The organism is Candidatus Allofournierella excrementavium (assembly GCF_048526665.1).
GTDB classification, from domain to species: Bacteria; Bacillota; Clostridia; order Oscillospirales; family Ruminococcaceae; genus Allofournierella_A; species Allofournierella_A excrementavium.
Map to the genome: position 1 here is coordinate 102,612 of NZ_DBGFPE010000017.1, position 16,974 is coordinate 119,585.

Sequence of the window (16,974 nt, forward strand, 5' to 3'; positions counted from 1 at the left end):
CCTGCTTTCATGCACCTGCGCTGTTCTCTTGCGCTCGTTTTTATTCTTTCAACAGCCGATCATGTCTGCCACACTACTGTCTCTTGCGGGTCGGCTTTGATGCTGTTGCGTCGTAGCTTCCATTCAGCAGCATTTTGATTTTGTCATCCGGCACACTGCCATCCAGGGCGACCGTGATCCAACTGTCCTTATTCATGTGATATGCCGGGAAAAAGCCAGCCTCACACCGCAGCGAGCCTATCAAAAGCGCATCGCACTTAAAATTCGCCACATCCAACATACCTGGTTCTTGCAGCCCAAGCTTGCTTTTGGGTACATCCATAATAAGCGCAAACCACTTTTTGCTGTTGCTGTGACGAAACACTTCGTACTTGGGGTATTTCATCCAAGGGAAATCCGGCTCCGCATTGTAATTTTCGAGGATAAAGCGCTCCAATTCCGCACGGTTCACTGACGTCACTTCCAGTTCTCAGGTTATCCAGAGTATAACACGCATACAAAGGTGCCGCAAGCGATGATACGGTGTCATCCGAAAATGTCAAAAGCCGGCCTCACAACAAAGAAAAAGCGACCGACAATGTCGGTCGCTTTTGGTGGGAGCGGGTGGATTCGCGAGCCGCGCACTGAAAAACAGCCCACCGGGCTGTTTTTCTCCGGCCCCCGGGCCGGGACGTGCTGTTCTCATCTCACCCGCTCATGCCACAAGCAAAAACCCCCTGCCGGGGTGCGGCAAAAGAGGTCCCCGCGAAAATTTGCGCAGCAAAATTTCGTGGGGAAGTGAGGAGCAGCAGTGCAAGCGCGCGATGAATTTTTTGTAAAAAAAATTCGTCGCAAGCGATGCGACGCTTGCGACGAACTGGTGGGAGCGGGTGGATTCGAACCACCGAAGCAATTATGCAACAGATTTACAGTCTGCCCCCATTGGCCGCTCGGGAACACTCCCACATGTTTCCGCGCTCAATCGAGTGCTTATCTATTATAGCAAGAGGGCAAGAAAAATGCAAGCGTTTTTTTCATTTTTCCGCCACTTTTTTCTCGCGCGGCAAAGGCTGGGCGGTGCGTTCAAAAATTCGTCACACCTCAGGGGTCATTCTGTGGTATAATAACAAAATAAAGTATTATTTTTTGAACGCAAAAATGCGGCGGATGCCGCGGGGAAAAGGAGGCGTTTATCATGGCGGAGTTTTCGGATTACTCCCGCATCACCCCCGAACTGGAGGCGCTGGCGGCGGTGTGTCTTTCCAACAACCAGATCAACAAAGAGGACTATGTGCGCTACAATGTCAAGCGCGGCCTGCGCGACCTGGACGGCACCGGCGTGCTTGCCGGCCTGACCGAGATCAGCGAGATCATCAGCAGCAAGGTGGTGGACGGCAAAAAGGTGCCCTGCGAGGGCGAACTGTACTACCGCGGCTACCCGGTGGAAAAACTCACCGGCGGCTTCATCCAGGACAAGCGCTTCGGCTTTGAGGAGACGGCCTATCTTCTGATGTTCGGCCAGCTGCCCACCGCGGAGCAGCTGAAGTCCTTCAACGAACAGCTGGCCTTCTACCGCAGCCTGCCCACCAACTTTGTGCGGGATGTCATTCTCAAGGCCCCCAGCAGCGACATGATGAACACCCTGGCCCGCTGTGTGCTGACCATGGCCAGCTACGACGACAAGCCGGACGACATCAGCCTGCCCAACGTGGTGCGCCAGTGCATCGACCTTATTGCCATCTTCCCGCTCATCTCGGTGTACGCCTATCAGGCCTACAACCACTACAAGAACGGCAACAGCCTTTACATCCACACCCCGCGGCCGGACCTGTCCACCGCGGAGAACATCCTCACCCTGCTGCGGCCGGACGGCCAGTACACCACGCTGGAGGCCCACATTCTGGACCTGTGCCTTGTGCTGCACGCGGAGCACGGCGGCGGCAACAACTCCACCTTCACCACCCATGTGGTCACCAGCTCCGGCACCGACACTTACAGCTGCATGGCCGCCGCGCTGGCCAGCCTGAAGGGCCCCCGCCACGGCGGCGCCAACATCAAGGTGGTGCAGATGTTCGAGGACCTGAAGGCCAGCGTGAAGGACTGGACCGACGAGGACGAGATCCGCGCCTATCTGACCGGCTGCCTGGAGGGCCAGCGCTTCGACAAGAGCGGCCTCATCTACGGCATGGGCCACGCGGTCTACTCCATCAGCGACCCCCGCGCCACCCTGCTGCGGGGCTTTGTGGAGCAGCTCTCGGAAGAAAAGCACATGCACGAGGAATACGCCCTCTACTCCGCCGTGGAGCGCCTTGCGCCCCAGGTCATCAGCGAAAAGCGCAAAATCTACAAGGGCGTTTCCGCCAACGTAGACTTCTACAGCGGCTTCGTTTACCGCATGCTGGGCCTGCCCACCGAACTGTTCACCCCCATCTTCGCCATCGCCCGCGTGGCGGGCTGGAGCGCCCACCGCATGGAGGAGCTCATCAACATGGGCAAGATCATCCGCCCGGCCTACATGGCGGTGCAGCCCCATCGGGAGTATGTGCCCATGGCCGAGCGCGGCTGAGCTCTCTCCCCTGCCCTTTGACCAAAACGCAAAAAAGGACCCGCCTCGGAAGTTCCGGGGCGGGTCCTTTTATTCTGCTTTCAGCCCAGGCCTCAGGCGCGCACGATGACCTGCTTGGGGCAGACTTCCACGCACTGGCCGCAGCCGGTGCACTTGGAGTAGTCGATGCTGGCCAGGAAGTTGGTGACCTTGATGGCCTCGCTGGGGCAGGTCTTCTGGCACTTCATGCAGCCGATGCAGCCGGTCTGGCACTCCTTCATGACCACGGGGCCCTTCTCGGTGTTGTGGCACAGCACCAGGGGCTTTTCCTCCATGTCGGACGCCATCTCGATGACGCTCTTGGGGCAGGCGGCAGCGCAGGCGCCGCAGCCGGTGCACTTCTCGGGGTCCACATGGGCGATGCCGTCCACCACATGGATGGCGTCGAACTTGCAGGCCTTGACGCAGTCGCCCAGGCCAAGGCACCCGTAGGCACAGGCCTTGGGGCCGCCGTACAGAGCGGCGGCGGCGGCGCAGCTGGAAACGCCGTGGTAATCGAAGATCTGGGTGCAGACGCCGGGCTTGCCCTGGCAGCGCACGGTGGCGCGCACAGCGGCGGTGGCGCCGGCCTCCACGCCCATGACGGCGGCCACGTCGGCGGCAGCCTTGGCGCCGCCGGGCACGCACTTATTCACAGGCGCGCCGCCTTCCACAATGGCCTTGGCGTAGTCGGCGCAACCGGCGTAGCCGCAGGCGCCGCAGTTGGCGCCGGGCAGGCAGGAGGTCACTTCGCCGATGCGGGGGTCCTCCTCCACAGCCATGAACTTGGCGGCCAGCACCAGGATCACAGAGCCCAGAAGGCCGGCCACAGTAACGATGGCAATAGCAAGTGCAATGTTCATCTCAGCCGCCTCCTCACACAGTACCAAAGATGTTCTCGACGATGCCGCCGAAGCCGCCAAAGCTCAAAGCAGCCACCGAGGCGGCCACCAGGGTGATGGGCAGGCCTTCAAAGCACTTGGGGGGCTGAGCGTCCTCCAGGCGCTTGCGCACGCCGCTGAACATCACCATGGCCAGCATGAAGCCGACGCCCGCGCCCACGGCGCACACCATGCTCTCGGCAAAGTTGTAGCCGTTGTCGATGTTCAGCACGGTAACGCCCAGCACGGCGCAGTTGGTGGTGATCAGGGGCAGGTAAACGCCCAGGGCCTTGTGCAGGGGAGGCATGAATTTCTTCATGATGACCTCCACCAGCTGCACCAGCACCGCAATGACCAGGATAAAGACGATGGTCTGCAGGTAGCCCAGATCCCATTTGAGGGTGCCGTCGGCGTTCACCGGGGTCAGCAGGTAGGTCTGGATGGGCCAGGTCACCGCAGTGGCCAGCGCCATGACGAAGATAACGGCGCAGCTCATGCCGAAGGCGGAGTCCAGCTTTTTAGACACGCCCAGGAAGGGGCAGATGCCCAAAAACTGCACCAGAACGTAGTTGTTCACCAAAATCATGGTGAAGAAAATAGCAGCCAAAGCCATTATTCACAGCCCCCTTTCGCGCCACAGGCGCCCTTGGAGGGGCAGCCCTCGCAGCCCACGCTGCGCTTTCTCCGGTCGCCCAGCTTGGTCTCGATGAAGACCACCAGCGCCATCAGCAGACCGAAGGTGAAGAAGCCGCCGGCAGGGCTGGTCATGAAGGTGAAGCGGTCGATGCTCTCGGGGATGATCTGGATGCCGTACCAGGTGCCGGCGCCCAGCACCTCACGGATGGTGCTCATGAGCAGCAGAGCCAGGGTGAAGCCCAGGCCCATGCCCACGCCGTCCAGCGCGGAATCCACCACGCCGTTCTTGGAGGCGAACATCTCGGCACGGCCCAGGATGATGCAGTTCACCACGATCAGGGGCAGATACACGCCCAGGGCGGCGTCCAGGTCAGGGAAGTAAGCCTTGACCAGGTTCTGCACGATGGTCACGAAGGTGGCGATGACGGTGATGTAAGCCGGCAGGCGCACCTGGCCGGGGATCACCTTGCGCAAAGCAGAGATGGCGATGTTGGAGCAAACCAGCACAAAGGTGGCCGCAAAGCCCATGCCGAAGGCATTGGACACCGCCGTGGTCAGGGCCAGCGTGGGGCAGGTGCCCAGCACAAGGCGGAGCACCGGGTTTTCCTTCACGAGGCCGTCGGTAAGAATTTTCAGTTTACCCATGATTCAAACAGCCTCCTCTCTCAAGATGCGCTGGACGCGCTGGCAGCGGGCACGCTGGCGGCTTCGCTGGTGGTGGAAGCGCTGCTGGCGCTGCTGTCGGCGGGCACGCTGGCAGCTTCGCCGGTGGTGGCGGCGCTGCTTGCAGCGCTGTCGGCAGGCACGCTGGCGGCGTCACTGGCAGCGGTTTCGCCGGTGCCGGCGTTCGGGTTCAGCAGGGCGATGGCCTGCACGCACTTGCGCACGGCCTTCTTCACGCCCACGGTGGACTGGGTGGAACCGGCCACGGTGTCCACACCGTCCAGGCCGGCCTCATTGGCGATGCCGGTGTACTGGCTCAGGTAGTCCTCGCCGGCGGCCACGTCGCCGATGCCGGCGGTCTGGGTGGAAGCGTCCACCCACACGCCGGTGATGACGCCATTGGCGTCAAAGCCCACAGCGATGGTCATGGGGCTGGTGGCGTACTCCCAGCCCTTGTCCTCGGCGTACAGCACATAGCTGCCGTCGTCGCCCTGCCAGGCCTCGGTCAGGCCTTCGGGGGTGTCGATCTGGGTCATGGAGGTGGCGTTCGGCGCCAGCATGGCGCGCACTTCCTCGGGGCTGAGGGTCACGGGGCCCTCGTCCACCACGGCGGCCTGGCCTAGAGCCACTTCGTTGAAGCAGTTCATGGCGCTGGTCACAGCGGAGGCGGCGGCCTTGGAGGAAACGGTGGCGCCGGAGATGGCGTCGATGTTGGCGCCCACCTCGGGCGCCTCGCTCATGCCGATGAACTGCTGGGTGAAGTTGATACCGTCTTCACTGCCGTCCACCAGCTTCTGGCCGTAGCCGGAAGTCTCGGAGTTGGCCAGGAACTGGATGCCTACGATGGTGCCGTTCGCGTCGAAGCCCACGATCACGGGCACGTCGCCGCCGAAGCCCTTGCCGTAGGCCTGGATGGCCCAGCCGGCGCCGTTGGTGGCCTTCATCACGGCCTGGATGTTGCTGGTCTGGTAATCGGTGACCGCCTCAAAGCCGTCGGCCTCGGGCAGCACGGCGAAGTACGCCTCGTTGGCGGCGGCTTCTTCCTGCGCCTTGATGATGGGAGCCGTCACTTCGTTGACAGCGGCCAGAGCCGCGCTCGCCACCAGGCAGATGGCGCCCAGCACCACGATGGGTTTTACGATATTGTTCCAGGTGTTGCCTTTCATGCCTTTTCCGCCCCTTTCTTGTGTTTTTTATAGCCCAGGGGCACCTGCCGGGTCAGATCGTTGATGTAGGGCACGAACAGGTTCATGAGCAGAATGGCGTAGGACACGCCCTCGGCCATGTTGCCGAAAGCCCGGATGCCGAAGGTGATCAGGCCCAGGCCGATGCCAAACACGATCTTGCCCTTCAGGGTGAAGGGGCTGGTGACATAGTCGGTGGCCATGAAGACCGCGCCGAACAGCAGGCCGCCGGCCAGCACTTCGTGCAGCACCAGCATGCCGGCGTCGGCAGCGCCCAGCTCACCCACGTTGAGCAGGAAGCTGAACACAGCGTAGCTGCCCACATAGGCAACAGGGATGGTGGCGGTGATGGTGCGGGTGACGAGCAGCCAGGCCAGGCCGATCAGGATGGCCAGGGCGCAGGTCTCGCCCATGACGCCGCCGTGCACGCCCATGAACAAGTCCATCAGCGGGTACTTGCCCACGCCGCCTTCCACCTGCAGGGGGGTGGCGCTGGAAGCGCCGTCCACGCCCATGATCTGCAGGGTGCGGGCAGCCTTGGGCGGGTTCACAAAGGCGGTCATGCGGCTGGCAAAGCCGGTGAACAGCACGATGCGGGCCACCAGGGCGGGGTTGGCAAAGTTCATGCCGATGCCGCCAAACAGCTGCTTCATCAGCACGATGGCGATGAAGGCGCCCACGATGGCGATCCACAGGGGCATGGTGACCGGCATGTTCAGCGCCAGGATCATGCCGGTGACCACGGCGGAGAGATCTCCCACCGGGTTGGGCTTCTTCATCAGATGGCAATACAGATACTCGAACAGCACGCTGGCCGCCACGGTGACGCCCACCACCAGAAGGGTGCGGGCGCCGAAGATGATGGTGCTGGCCACCACGCAGGGAAGCAGGGCAATGATGACGTTCAGCATCAGCTTGCGGGTGCTGGAGTTATCCTGGATATGCGGGGAGGCAGTAACGTTCAGACGGTTTTCCATATTACTTGCTCGCCTCCTTCTTGGCAAAATCCTTGGCCAGGCTCATGGTCTGGGTGACAGGCCGCTTGGCGGGGCAGACATAGCTGCAGCTGCCGCACAGCATGCACAGGTCGATGCACAGCTTGTCCAGGGCGGCGGCATCCTTCTTGTTGAAGGCGCCGGCGATGAGCACAGGCTCCAGGCCCATGGGGCAGGCGTCGATGCAGCGGCCGCAGCGGATGCAGGGCTGGGGCGCGGGCAGGGTGGCCTTCGCCTCGCTGAACACCAGCAGGCCGTTGTTCTGCTTGAGCACCGGGGTGGCAAGATCGGCCACGGCAACGCCCATCATGGGGCCGCCCATGATCACCTTGCCAACGGTCACGCCCTCTTTCACGCCGCAGAAATCCAGCACCTCCTGCAGGGGGGTGCCCACGATGACTTCCACGTTCTTGGGCTCCTTGACCGCGTCGCCGTCCACAGTCATGCGGCGGGTGACCAGCGGCATGCCGGTGGCCAGATACTTGCCGATGGTGGACACGGTGGTGACGTTCAGCACGATCACGCCCGCGTCGGCGGGCAGGCCGCCCTGAGGCACCTCGCGGCCGGTGACGGACTCGATGAGCACCTTCTCAGCGCCCTGGGGATAACGGCTGGGCAGAGGCTTGACCTCCACGCCGGCCACGCCCTTGGCCAGGCTGCACATCAGGTCGATGCACTCGGGCTTGTTGCGCTCGATGCCGATGAAGCACTTCTTGATGTCCAGATACTTCATCACGGCCTCGATGCCGCTCATCACGGTCTCGCTGTTCTCCAAAAACTCCCGGGCGTCGGCGGTCAGGTACGGCTCGCACTCGGCGCCGTTGATGACCAGGGTGTCCACCGGGGTCTTGGGGCTCAGCTTCACCGCGGTGGGGAAGCCGGCGCCGCCCAGGCCCACAAGGCCGCAGGCCTGCACCGCAGCGAGCAGGCTTTCCTTGTCGGTCACGACGGGCGGTTTCACCGCCGGGTCAACGGTCTGCTCGCCGTCCGGCTGGATGGTCACCGCCGGGCAGAAGCTGCCGTTGGACAGACGAACGTTGTCCACCCCGGTCACAGTGCCGGAAACGCCGGAGTAGATGTTTGCGCTGACGAAGCCGCCGGCCTGGCCGACCAGGGTGCCCACCTGAACGGTGTCCCCCTTCTTCACCACCGGCGTGCAGGGCGCGCCGATGTGCTGCTGCATGGGAAGGACCACCTTGGTGGGAACGGGCATTTTGACCGTTTCCATCCCGGCAGTTCCCTTCTCATGCGGGACGCGGGCGCCCAGCGCCGCGCGCTTTAGCTTTTTCAACATAAGTTGAACGATCCCCCATTTCTGTTGGTCTCGGGCACCGCGCCGCCCGGCTGGCGGATGCAAAATGCCCATTATTTTTATTTTAGCATTTTTCTCTATCAAGTCAACCGTTCCTTGTATGATTTCACAGCGCGTCCCGCCCCATTTTCTGCCTTTGGGCAGGCCGCAAAAACTGTTTGCACAAACCGCCGTGAATGTGGTATACTATGTAACAAGAGAATTGCGCTCAAGCGGCGGGCGGCCATCGCCCGCTTTCGATAAAAAGGAGGTCGCGTTTCATGAAACTGCTTGGCAAACTGGTGATGCTTTTGCTGGCCGCCGGGGCCGTGATCTTCGGCCTGGCCCTGCTGCGGGAGACCCGGCCCGATTACATCCCGGTGTACGACACCGACGAGGACGAACTGTTCTGATCCCGGCATTCAGCGCAAAGGGACCTGCCGCTTTCGCGGCAGGTCCCTTTTTGTTCTGTTTCGGCGGCCGGTCGGCTCACGCTTTTTCCTCCGCCTCCAGGCGGCAGCTGCCCTTGTAGGGCTTCTTCGCCGTGACGGTCAGCGCGCCGTTCGCCTCTTCGGCGCAGGTGTACTGCTCCGGCCTCAGCACCACCTTTTCGGCCACGCCGTCCAGGTTGCCGTCGGTGTAGAGGGTGACTTTCAGCCCGCCCTCCGCCGTGCGCTCGGCCTCAAGGCCGGGGCGGTGGAGCTGCAGTTCCAGGGTGCCGGTGGTCTTGAGCAGCCGCCCGCCCTCGTCAAAGGCCCAGGCCACCACCGTGACGAACACGGGGATGTGGGGCTTTTTCATCTTCGCGCCGGTGAGGTTCAGCACCAGCGTGGCTTCGTGGGACCCGCCCACCACCGCGGGCACCACCGCTTTGAGCCCCTCGGGGCAGATGGCGGTGGGAACATAGTGCCAGCGCAGGCCCTCGCCGCCGTTCACGGTGAGGTGGATGTCCACCGCCGCGCCCTTGGTGTTCACCATATCGTCGAAGGGCCGGTAGAAGCTGACCGAAACGGAAGGGGTGTCCTCCCCTTCCAGGCCGGGGGTCTCCTCCGGGAGGTCCGGGTCCTCAAAGTCCTCCCGTCGCTTTGCGAAGGGGGTGTTCTCCAGCGCGGTGGACAGCCCGTTCAGCACCGCGCCGCCGCCAAGGCCCAGCGCCGCCGCGCCGGCGGTGGTGGCCGCCACCCGCTTGGCGGCGTCGGCGCCTTCCCGCACCGGGATGCCGGTGGAAACAGCGTCGGAGCCCACCGGCACCGCCGAGAACGCCAGCCGCAGGGGCGTGTCCTCCAGCCCTTTTACCGTGTGGGTCTCACCCGCCAGCTCCCAGACGGCGGTCATGCGGTTGCCGCTGCCCGCGCCGGGCCAGACCATCTGGCAGTCCAGCCGGGTATCGCCGGCCCAGACGTTGACCGTGTAGACCGGGATATCGCCCCGGTAGGAAGCGCGGAGCACCGCTTCCTGGGGGCTGGCAAGCTGGCTATCCGGGTCTTCCAGCGCCTGCCACACCGCGTCGATGTATTCCTGCGCCGCTTTCCGGGTCTCAAACTGCCATTCCCCGTCCGCCCGCTCCACCTGGGGCAGCGGCAGGGTGGCCACAGCCTCAATGGTGCAGTGCAGTTCCATCTCCGCGCTGCCGGTAAGATCCGGCCATATCTCCGTGGGGTCCTCCCCCGCTTCGATGCGGGCGTTCCTGTTCAGCGCCAGGTCGGTAAAGGTCACCCGCAGAGAGCCCTTGGAAGCGGGCACCGGTCGGGCCACGGTGACTTTTTTTCCGTCGGTCCCCAGGACCAAAAACTCCTCATGCACCGCGTCCTGCTGGCCTTCTCTGCCTTCGTACACCCGTTCCTGATCCAACAGGTCCGTGCGGGCCACGATCCCCCATGAGGAGTACTGCATAGTAGAGCGGGGCACCTGGAAGGTCATATCGCAGGTAAAGGAATAGGTTTCCCCTTTCGTCAGGGTCACAAAGCCGTCCTCCCCCACGTCCGGCCCGCTCAGGACCGTTTGCACATGGCCCGCGGCGCTGTTTCCCTGGGGGCCGAAGCGTATCTGCTCCAGATATTCCCACTGGGTCTCCTCCGCGAACGCCGGCGAAGCGCACAAAAGGCACAGCGAAGCCGCCCCGGCCAGAGCCAGCGCCCGCCGGATGAGTTTCTTTTTCATCAGCCCTGCGCCTCCCCGCCGTTGGTGGCAGCCTTCTTCGCTTTCGCCGCCTTCAGCCAGGGCAGCAGGAGGCAGAACACCCCCAGCGCCGCCAGCAGGATGGGCAGGCCCCAGGCCAGCAGCGGCCAGACGAACGCCGCCTCAAGGTTTTTGGTGCAGGAGACGGGCACCGCCGCCGCCATGCCCACCGCAAAGCCGGCGAAGATGCGGTCGATGAAGCCGCGGTTCACCGTGCGCAGGGCCTTTTTGGCCAGCAGCAGGTTGAGCAGGGTGATGAGCAGGCCCCGCTGGCGGGCGATCTGGCCGCCGATGCTCAAAAACAGCGCCACGCAGACCATGCTGTTCACGGCGCTGCCGTCGCCGGTGAGGAAGGGATAGGCCGCCAGCGCCGCCGCGCCGCCCAAAAGGCCCGCCGCCAGCATGCGGGGGGAGCGGTCCTTCCAGAGCAGTTTGAGGTTGGAATACTGAGGGATGCGGCCAAACAGCTGGGCCTTGGTCTGGGCCTTCAGCTCGTCCTTCACGTTGTCGCGGCGGCGGCCGTCCCACTTGCGGCGCATCAGCAGCCCGCGGAACAGGCTGTTGAAGCAGATCAGCAGGATGGCCTTGCCGATGGCGCCGCCCAGCGCGCTGCCCTCCATGCCGGCCAGCGCGCCGGTGAGAAAGTTCAGCGGCCACAGAATGGCCCACTGGATGCCCGCCGCCCGCAGCCAGCTGAGCGCCAGCCACAGCACCGCCATGACGGCCGTGGGCGCAAGGCTGGACTTGAGAGTCTCCACAAACGTTTTCCAAAACCCCGGTTTTTTCTTCGGCTGCGGCAGGGCTGCCGCATTCAAGGTCTCTTCCATGTTCCTTCCCCTTTTCCCTTTTTTCCGCAAAAAAATTCGGCTTTCGCCTGCATTTTATCCCATTATAATACAGGCTTTTCCCTTTGGAAAGCCCTCACCGGCAAAAAAAGCCGCCGTCCTTTAAGGGACGGCGGCGCATGCTCATTCTTCCTGTTGGGGCGCGGCGGGCACGGGCCGCACCAGCGCGGTCTTGACCTGATGGGAGCGGAACTCCGCCTCCCGTATCTCCAGCCCCGCCGTGTTCACCTCGGCGGCGGCGCCGTCCGGCGGGATGGAGCCCAGGGCGCTGAGCACCAGCCCGTTGAAGGTGTCGAACTCATCGCAGGGCAGCGGCATGTCCAGCGCGGCGGCCACCTCAGTGAGGGGCGCGTCGCCCCGCACCCGCCAGATGCCGGGGCTCACCTGCTGCACCGGGGCGGCCTCCTCGCCGCCGTCGCCGTCCAGCTCGCCCACCAGCTGTTCCAGCAGGTCGTTCATGGTCACGATGCCCTCAAAGCCGCCGTATTCGTCCAGCACCACGGCCATGGGCTCGCCGGTGCGCTTCATGTTGCGGAACAGCACGTCCGCCCGCACGCACTCCGGCACGAAATACGCCGGGCGCACCGCCTTTTCCATCACGGCGGCGCGGCTTTTGTCCTCCAGGCAGAGGTAGTCCCGCACGTCCAGCACGCCCATCACATTGTCGGCGCTGCCCTCGCACACGGGATAGCGGGAGTGGCGGCCGGCGCGGATGGTGCGCTCCCATTCCGCCTGCCCGTCCTCCGTCCAGAGCAGCTGCACCTCGGTGCGGTGGGTGGCGATCTCGCCGGCGGTGCGGTCGTCGAACTCGAACACGTTCTGGATGAACTCCTTTTCGGCGCGGTCGATGACGCCCTTTTCGCTGCCCTCGTCCACCATCATGCGGATCTCCTCCTCGCTGACGGTCTCCTCGTGGGCATTGGGGTCCACCCCCAGCAGGCGCAGCACGCCGTTGGTGGAGGCGGTGAGCAGCCAGACGATGGGCGCGAAGGCTTGGGCGATGGTGCACAGCAGGGCGGACATGCCCAGGGCCAGGGGCTCGGCCTTGCGCATGGCCAGCCGCTTGGGCACCAGCTCGCCAAAGACCAGCGTGAAGTAGGAGAGCACCAGCGTGATGAGCACCACGGCCACTGCGTCCAGCGTGGCGGCGGGCACCGGCACGCCCAGGCTCAAGAGCCAGGCGACCAGCCCGTCGGAGAAGTTTTCGGCCGCGAAGGCGCTGCCCAGAAAGCCGGACAGGGTGATGGCCACCTGGATGGTGGCCAAAAAACGGGCGGGCTGGCTGGTGAGGCGGGCAAGGCGGGCGGCCCGCTTGTCGCCGGAGGCGGCCAGGCGCGCCAGGCGGGTGTCATTCATGGAGATGACGGCGATCTCGGCGCAGGCGAACACGGCGTTGAGGCCGATGAGGGCCGCCTGAAGCAAGAGCATGAGAGCAAGGGAATTTTCCAAAGCAACGTTCCTCCTTGAGAACTGAAAGCACTGTTTTTAAACGCAAACGGACACAGCCCGGCGCCTACTCTCGCAGGCACAGGCTATGTCCGATAAAGCTTTGTATGTGCGGCAAAGGAGGATTTTCTCCTTCGGTACTGTCGCCGTCGTCCATGGTTTTGTGCGTCACGCTTTCCTTTCGTATGATTTGTGAATCAGCATAGCATATCCGCCCGCCTCTGTCAAGAAGCGGGCGGAACACGAAGCAGAAAGCCGCCGCAGGTGGTGCGCCGCTTGCGCTTTGCCGCCCCCCCCCCGGCGGCGGGGGCCCCCGCGGAAATTTGCGAAGCAAAGTTCCGTGGGGAAACGAGGAGCAGCAGAGTAAGCGCGCGATGAGCTTTTTGTGAAACAAAAAAGCTCGCCGCAAGCGATACGCCGCCCCACATGGCCGCCCACAGGGCGGCCGGGGCCCCCGCGAAAGTTTGCGCAAGCAAAGTTTCGTGGGGAGAAGGAGCCGCAGCGGAATGAGCGCGCGGTGACTTTTGCAAAAAAAGTCGCCGCAAGCGATATACAGCTTGCGGCGACGTGGAGCCGGCAGACGGATTCGAACCCCCGACCTGCTGATTACAAATCAGCTGCACTACCAGCTGTGCTATGCCGGCCCAAAACGGCGCTTTGAAAGCGCCGTAAGCACATTATAACAAAACTTGCCCTGTGGGGCAAGGGCTTTTTGGCCCGCCCCGCTCAGGCTTCGGCGGCGGCCAGCTGCCGCTGCAGGCGGCTGAAATCCTCCAGGGTCAGCTGCTCCGGCCGGGCCGTGGCGGGCAGGCCCGCCGCCTCCAGCGCCGACATCACCGCGGCCTTGGGGATGCCCAGCGCGCCGCTGACCGAGTTGGCCGCCGTTTTGCGCCGCTGGCTGAAAGCCGCCCGGATGAGCCGGAAAAAGCCCGCCTCGTCCGCCGTTTCCACCGCGGGGCTCTGGCGCACTTCCAGCTGGATCACCGCGCTGGTGACCTTGGGCGGCGGATAGAAGCTGCCCGCCTGCACGCTGAACAGAAGGCGCGGCTTTGCGTAGTAGGCCACCGCGTAGCTGATGGCCCCCGCCTCCCGGCTGCCCGGGGCGGCGGTGATGCGCTGGGCCGCCTCCTTCTGCACCATCACCGTGATGTGGCGGATGGGCAGCTTTTCCTCCAGCAGGCGCATCAGGATGGGGCTGGTGATGTAGTAGGGCAGGTTGGCGCACACCGCCACCGGCATGCCGGGGAATTTCTCTTGGATGAGGGCCGCAATGTCTACTTTCAGTATATCCTGAAGCACAATTTCCACATTGTCAAATTCCGCCAGCGTTTCCTCCAGCAGAGGGGGCAGGCGCTTGTCCACCTCCACCGCCACCACCTTTTTGGCCCGCAGGGCCAGCTCTTTGGTGAGCACGCCGATGCCGGGGCCGATCTCCAGCACGCCCCAGTTTTCGTCGATGCCGGCGGCCTCCACGATCTTGGGGCAGACGCCGGGATTGACGATGAAGTTCTGGCCAAAGCCCTTGGAGAGGGCAAAGTCATGCCGCGCGCACAGGTCGCGGATGGTGGAAAGGTCGGTGAGGTTGGGCATAAAAAGCCTGCCTTTCTGAAAAAATCAGGGCAGCGCCCCGCGGGCGGGTCGCTGCCCTGTAAAATGCTTACTCTTCGCCGGTGGAGGCGGAGGAAGAAGTGTCCTCAGCGGCGCTGTCCGCCGAGGAGGCAGAGGCGCTGTCCGACGCGGCGGAGGAAGAGCTCTCGCCGCTGTCGGTGGAGGAGCCGGTGAGCAGCTTGGCCGCAGCCAGCGCGCGGCTCACCTGGGGGTCGCTCTCCAGCGGCGCGCCGCTCTCGGTGTTGCTGGAGGGGGCCACCTCGATGTCCACGGCAAGGCCGGTGCCGTCAAAGCTCTCGCCGTTGGCGGTGATCATCTTGGCCACCGTGATGACCACGGCGCTGCCGTCGCTCATGCGGTGGGGCTCCGCCTGGATGGTGCCCTTGCCGTAGGTCTTCTGGCCCACCAGCTGGGCGCCGGAGAACTGGCGCAGGCTCTCGGCAAACAGCTCGGCGCTGCTGGCCGTTTCGCCGTCCACCAGCACCACCATGGGCAGGTCCACGCTGGAGTCGTCGCTCTCGCCCAGCAGGGTGCGCTCGCCGGTCTTGTATTCGGCCCAGACGATGTCGCCGCCGGGCACCAGCAGGTCGATGCAGTCCACAGCGGAACTGAGCAGGCCGCCGGCGTTGCCGCGCACGTCGAACACCAGCGCGACGGCGCCCTGGCCGGTGAGGTCGTTCACCGCCTTGCTGAACTGGGTGATGGTGGTGGAATCGAACTGGGTGATCTTGATGTAGCCGATGGAGTCCTCCATCATCTGGTACTCCACGCTGGGAATGACGTACTTGCTGCGGATGACGGTGTACTCCGAGGTCTCGGAGTCGGGCGACATGTAGCTCAGGGCCACCTGGGTGCCGCTCTCGCCCTGCAGACGGGTGAGCACATTCTCGCGGGTGAGGTTCTTCACGTCCGCGCCGTCGATGGCGGTGATGAAGCCGCCCACCTGCAGGCCCAGCTCTTCGGCGGGGCTGCCGGCGTAGACCTGGGTGATGCGGGCATAGCCGGAGGTGTCCTTCACCACGTCCACGCCCACGCCCACGATGTTGCCGCTCTGCACTTCCAGCAGTTCGGTGTACTGTTTGGCGGTGTAGTAGGTAGCGTTGCGGTCACCGGTGCCCAGGACATAGCCGTAGCTGATCATGTCGAAGAGGGTGGAATCCTGGATGTCGCCATAGTAATTGGCGCGCACGTATTTGTCCAGCTCGGCCAGCTTGGAGTACATGCTCTCCTTCTCCTGCACCGAGGGGATGGTCTGATCGAAGATCTGCCGCGCCAGGATCATGGTCACCGAGAAGGTGACGGTCATGGCGATGATGGCGATGGTAAGCGCCAGGCTGACGCTGATTTTTTTGTTCATGGGCTCTCCTTCCGGGTCAGAAGCCGTAGGCCAGCTGGAAGATCACGGTGCTGAGCACGGAAACGGTCATCAGCGCCGCGATCACCAGGCAGACGATGCGCACGAAGGGCTTGTGATTCATTGGGTCTGTTACCTCCATCCCGGTCCCGTCACGGGGGGCTGATGTAGTTGCGGGGGTTCTGGCGCACGCCGTTGACGCGCACCTCAAAGTGCAGATGGTTGCCGCTGGAGTTGCCGGTGGAACCCACATAGCCGATCACCTGGCCCTGGGTCACCGTCTGCCCCACGCTGACGATGGCGGCGGACTGCATATGGGCATAGAGGGTGGAGATGCCGTCGCCGTTGTCGATCATCACCACGTTGCCGTAGCTCCAGTGGCCGGTGGTTGCCGCCACGGTGCCGTTGTGGGCGGCATAGATGGGGGTGCCGCCGGCGATGGCGATGTCCAGCCCCTTGTGGCCGCTGCTGAACACGCCGTTGACCCACTGGTCGGCGCCGAACTCGGTGGTCACCCGGCCTGCGCCGGGCAGGGGCCAGATGAAGCCTTCGGCACACACGCCGCTGCCGGAAGAGGCGTTCTGCTGCACCCACTGCTCGTAGGCGGCCTCGGCCGCGTCTGCGATCTTCTGCTTTTCTTCCACCACCTGCTCCTGTGCCTTGGCGTCGGCGTCCAGCTTGCTGATGGTGGCGTCCTGCGCCTGGATGTTGGCGCTGAGCTGGTCGGATTTATCCTCCAGGGCGGCCTTGGCGCTCTCCAGTTCCGCCATGGCCTGCTCCAGCTCCTGCTTTTCGGCTTCCAGCTCGGCTTTCTGCTGGTTCATCTCCTCCAGCACCTCGGTGTCCTTTTCGCTCACCTGCTGCAGGGTGGTGGAGAAGGTGAGCAGGTCGTAGAGGCTCTGGGCGCTGGTGATCATGGCCACCGCGCCGGAATCGTGCATGACCTGCATGGCCTGCATGCGGTCCTTGAAATCGCCCCAGCGCTCGTCGATCTGGGCCTGCTTTTCGGCGATGACCTGCTCCTGGTTGGAGATCTCCAGTTCCTTCTGCTGGATCTGCTCGATGGACTGGCTGATCTGGTCCAGAATGATGCTCTGCTGGTTTTTCAGGCTCTGCTTCTGGGCCTGGGCCTTGTCCTTGCTGCTTTCGATCTGCTCGTACTTTTCTTTCTCTTCGGCCAGTTCCTTCTCGGCCTGCTCCCAGTCGCTCTTGTAATCCGCGGAGACGGGTGCAAGCAGAGCGGGAGCCAGCAGCGCCGCCGCCAGCATCCCGCAGGCGGTGCGGCACAGCACGGGTTTGATTCGCTTCACGGCGGTCCCTCCCTGTGTTG

At 63.7% G+C, this 16,974-nt stretch carries 16 protein-coding genes and 2 tRNA genes; 3 read left to right on the forward strand and 15 right to left on the reverse strand.

The window, feature by feature from the left end; genetic code table 11:
- Positions 1-73: 73 nt before the first annotated feature.
- Both ACMI1Q_RS05825 and ACMI1Q_RS05830 read right to left on the reverse strand, forming a co-directional pair.
- Complete coding sequence (locus ACMI1Q_RS05825) at positions 74-451, reverse strand: MmcQ/YjbR family DNA-binding protein (protein WP_177521871.1); 378 nt, start codon at positions 449-451, stop codon at positions 74-76.
- A 406-nt stretch (positions 452-857) separates the two neighbouring features.
- Positions 858-943: transfer RNA gene (locus ACMI1Q_RS05830), tRNA-Tyr, on the reverse strand.
- 231 nt (positions 944-1,174) lie between these two features.
- On the opposite strand from ACMI1Q_RS05830, the gene ACMI1Q_RS05835 reads away from it, so the two are divergent.
- Complete coding sequence (locus ACMI1Q_RS05835) at positions 1,175-2,545, forward strand: citrate/2-methylcitrate synthase (RefSeq protein ID WP_419503107.1); 1,371 nt, start codon at positions 1,175-1,177, stop codon at positions 2,543-2,545.
- Between the two features lie 92 nt (positions 2,546-2,637).
- Here the strand turns inward: ACMI1Q_RS05835 and ACMI1Q_RS05840 are convergent, their stop codons facing one another.
- Genes ACMI1Q_RS05840 through rsxC form a run of 6 tightly spaced genes read right to left on the reverse strand, consistent with a single transcriptional unit; the run spans position 2,638 to position 8,216 of the window.
- Positions 2,638-3,426, reverse strand: coding sequence for an RnfABCDGE type electron transport complex subunit B (locus tag ACMI1Q_RS05840; RefSeq protein WP_419503108.1), 789 nt, complete (start codon positions 3,424-3,426; stop codon positions 2,638-2,640).
- 13 nt (positions 3,427-3,439) lie between these two features.
- Positions 3,440-4,057 (reverse strand): electron transport complex protein RnfA, encoded by a 618-nt coding sequence (locus ACMI1Q_RS05845; RefSeq protein WP_330056570.1) that lies wholly within the window; start codon positions 4,055-4,057, stop codon positions 3,440-3,442.
- Positions 4,057-4,725 carry an electron transport complex subunit E gene (locus ACMI1Q_RS05850; RefSeq protein WP_330056572.1) on the reverse strand — a complete coding sequence of 223 codons (669 nt, stop codon included), beginning with the start codon at positions 4,723-4,725 and terminating at the stop codon, positions 4,057-4,059. The genes ACMI1Q_RS05845 and ACMI1Q_RS05850 overlap by 1 nt, the downstream gene beginning before the upstream one ends.
- Before the next feature lie 20 nt (positions 4,726-4,745).
- On the reverse strand, positions 4,746-5,909 hold the full coding sequence (locus ACMI1Q_RS05855; RefSeq protein ID WP_419503109.1) for an FMN-binding protein: 1,164 nt from the start codon (positions 5,907-5,909) through the stop codon (positions 4,746-4,748).
- Positions 5,906-6,904, reverse strand: a complete 999-nt coding sequence (locus ACMI1Q_RS05860; protein WP_417025621.1) for an RnfABCDGE type electron transport complex subunit D — start codon at positions 6,902-6,904, stop codon at positions 5,906-5,908. The genes ACMI1Q_RS05855 and ACMI1Q_RS05860 overlap by 4 nt, the downstream gene beginning before the upstream one ends.
- Before the next feature lies 1 nt (position 6,905).
- On the reverse strand, positions 6,906-8,216 hold the full coding sequence (gene rsxC, locus ACMI1Q_RS05865; RefSeq protein ID WP_419503110.1) for an electron transport complex subunit RsxC: 1,311 nt from the start codon (positions 8,214-8,216) through the stop codon (positions 6,906-6,908).
- A 3-nt stretch (positions 8,217-8,219) separates the two neighbouring features.
- Between rsxC and ACMI1Q_RS05870 the strand changes: the two genes are divergently transcribed.
- Positions 8,220-8,477 (forward strand): hypothetical protein, encoded by a 258-nt coding sequence (locus ACMI1Q_RS05870; RefSeq protein WP_419503111.1) that lies wholly within the window; start codon positions 8,220-8,222, stop codon positions 8,475-8,477.
- Positions 8,478-8,494: 17 nt separating this feature from the next.
- A complete protein-coding gene (locus ACMI1Q_RS05875) occupies positions 8,495-8,626 on the forward strand; it encodes a hypothetical protein (RefSeq protein ID WP_330056579.1) in 132 nt (43 codons plus the stop codon).
- Positions 8,627-8,702: 76 nt separating this feature from the next.
- Here the strand turns inward: ACMI1Q_RS05875 and ACMI1Q_RS05880 are convergent, their stop codons facing one another.
- The 7 genes from ACMI1Q_RS05880 to ACMI1Q_RS05910 form a co-directional block, all read right to left on the reverse strand.
- The gene (locus ACMI1Q_RS05880; protein ID WP_419503112.1) at positions 8,703-10,373 is read right to left on the reverse strand and encodes a hypothetical protein; all 1,671 of its coding nucleotides are present in this window, start codon (positions 10,371-10,373) and stop codon (positions 8,703-8,705) included.
- The gene (locus ACMI1Q_RS05885; protein ID WP_419503113.1) at positions 10,373-11,149 is read right to left on the reverse strand and encodes a hypothetical protein; all 777 of its coding nucleotides are present in this window, start codon (positions 11,147-11,149) and stop codon (positions 10,373-10,375) included. The genes ACMI1Q_RS05880 and ACMI1Q_RS05885 overlap by 1 nt, the downstream gene beginning before the upstream one ends.
- 210 nt (positions 11,150-11,359) lie before the next feature.
- Positions 11,360-12,685 (reverse strand): hemolysin family protein, encoded by a 1,326-nt coding sequence (locus ACMI1Q_RS05890; RefSeq protein WP_419503114.1) that lies wholly within the window; start codon positions 12,683-12,685, stop codon positions 11,360-11,362.
- A gap of 565 nt (positions 12,686-13,250) precedes the next feature.
- Positions 13,251-13,326 (reverse strand) — tRNA-Thr (locus ACMI1Q_RS05895).
- A gap of 82 nt (positions 13,327-13,408) precedes the next feature.
- Positions 13,409-14,272: a 16S rRNA (adenine(1518)-N(6)/adenine(1519)-N(6))-dimethyltransferase RsmA gene (gene rsmA / locus ACMI1Q_RS05900; RefSeq protein ID WP_419503115.1), complete on the reverse strand. Its 864-nt coding sequence runs from the start codon at positions 14,270-14,272 to the stop codon at positions 13,409-13,411.
- Positions 14,273-14,339: 67 nt separating this feature from the next.
- Positions 14,340-15,647: a S41 family peptidase gene (locus ACMI1Q_RS05905; RefSeq protein ID WP_177522149.1), complete on the reverse strand. Its 1,308-nt coding sequence runs from the start codon at positions 15,645-15,647 to the stop codon at positions 14,340-14,342.
- A gap of 149 nt (positions 15,648-15,796) precedes the next feature.
- Positions 15,797-16,954, reverse strand: coding sequence for a murein hydrolase activator EnvC family protein (locus ACMI1Q_RS05910; protein ID WP_419503116.1), 1,158 nt, complete (start codon positions 16,952-16,954; stop codon positions 15,797-15,799).
- Positions 16,955-16,974 lie beyond the last annotated feature (20 nt).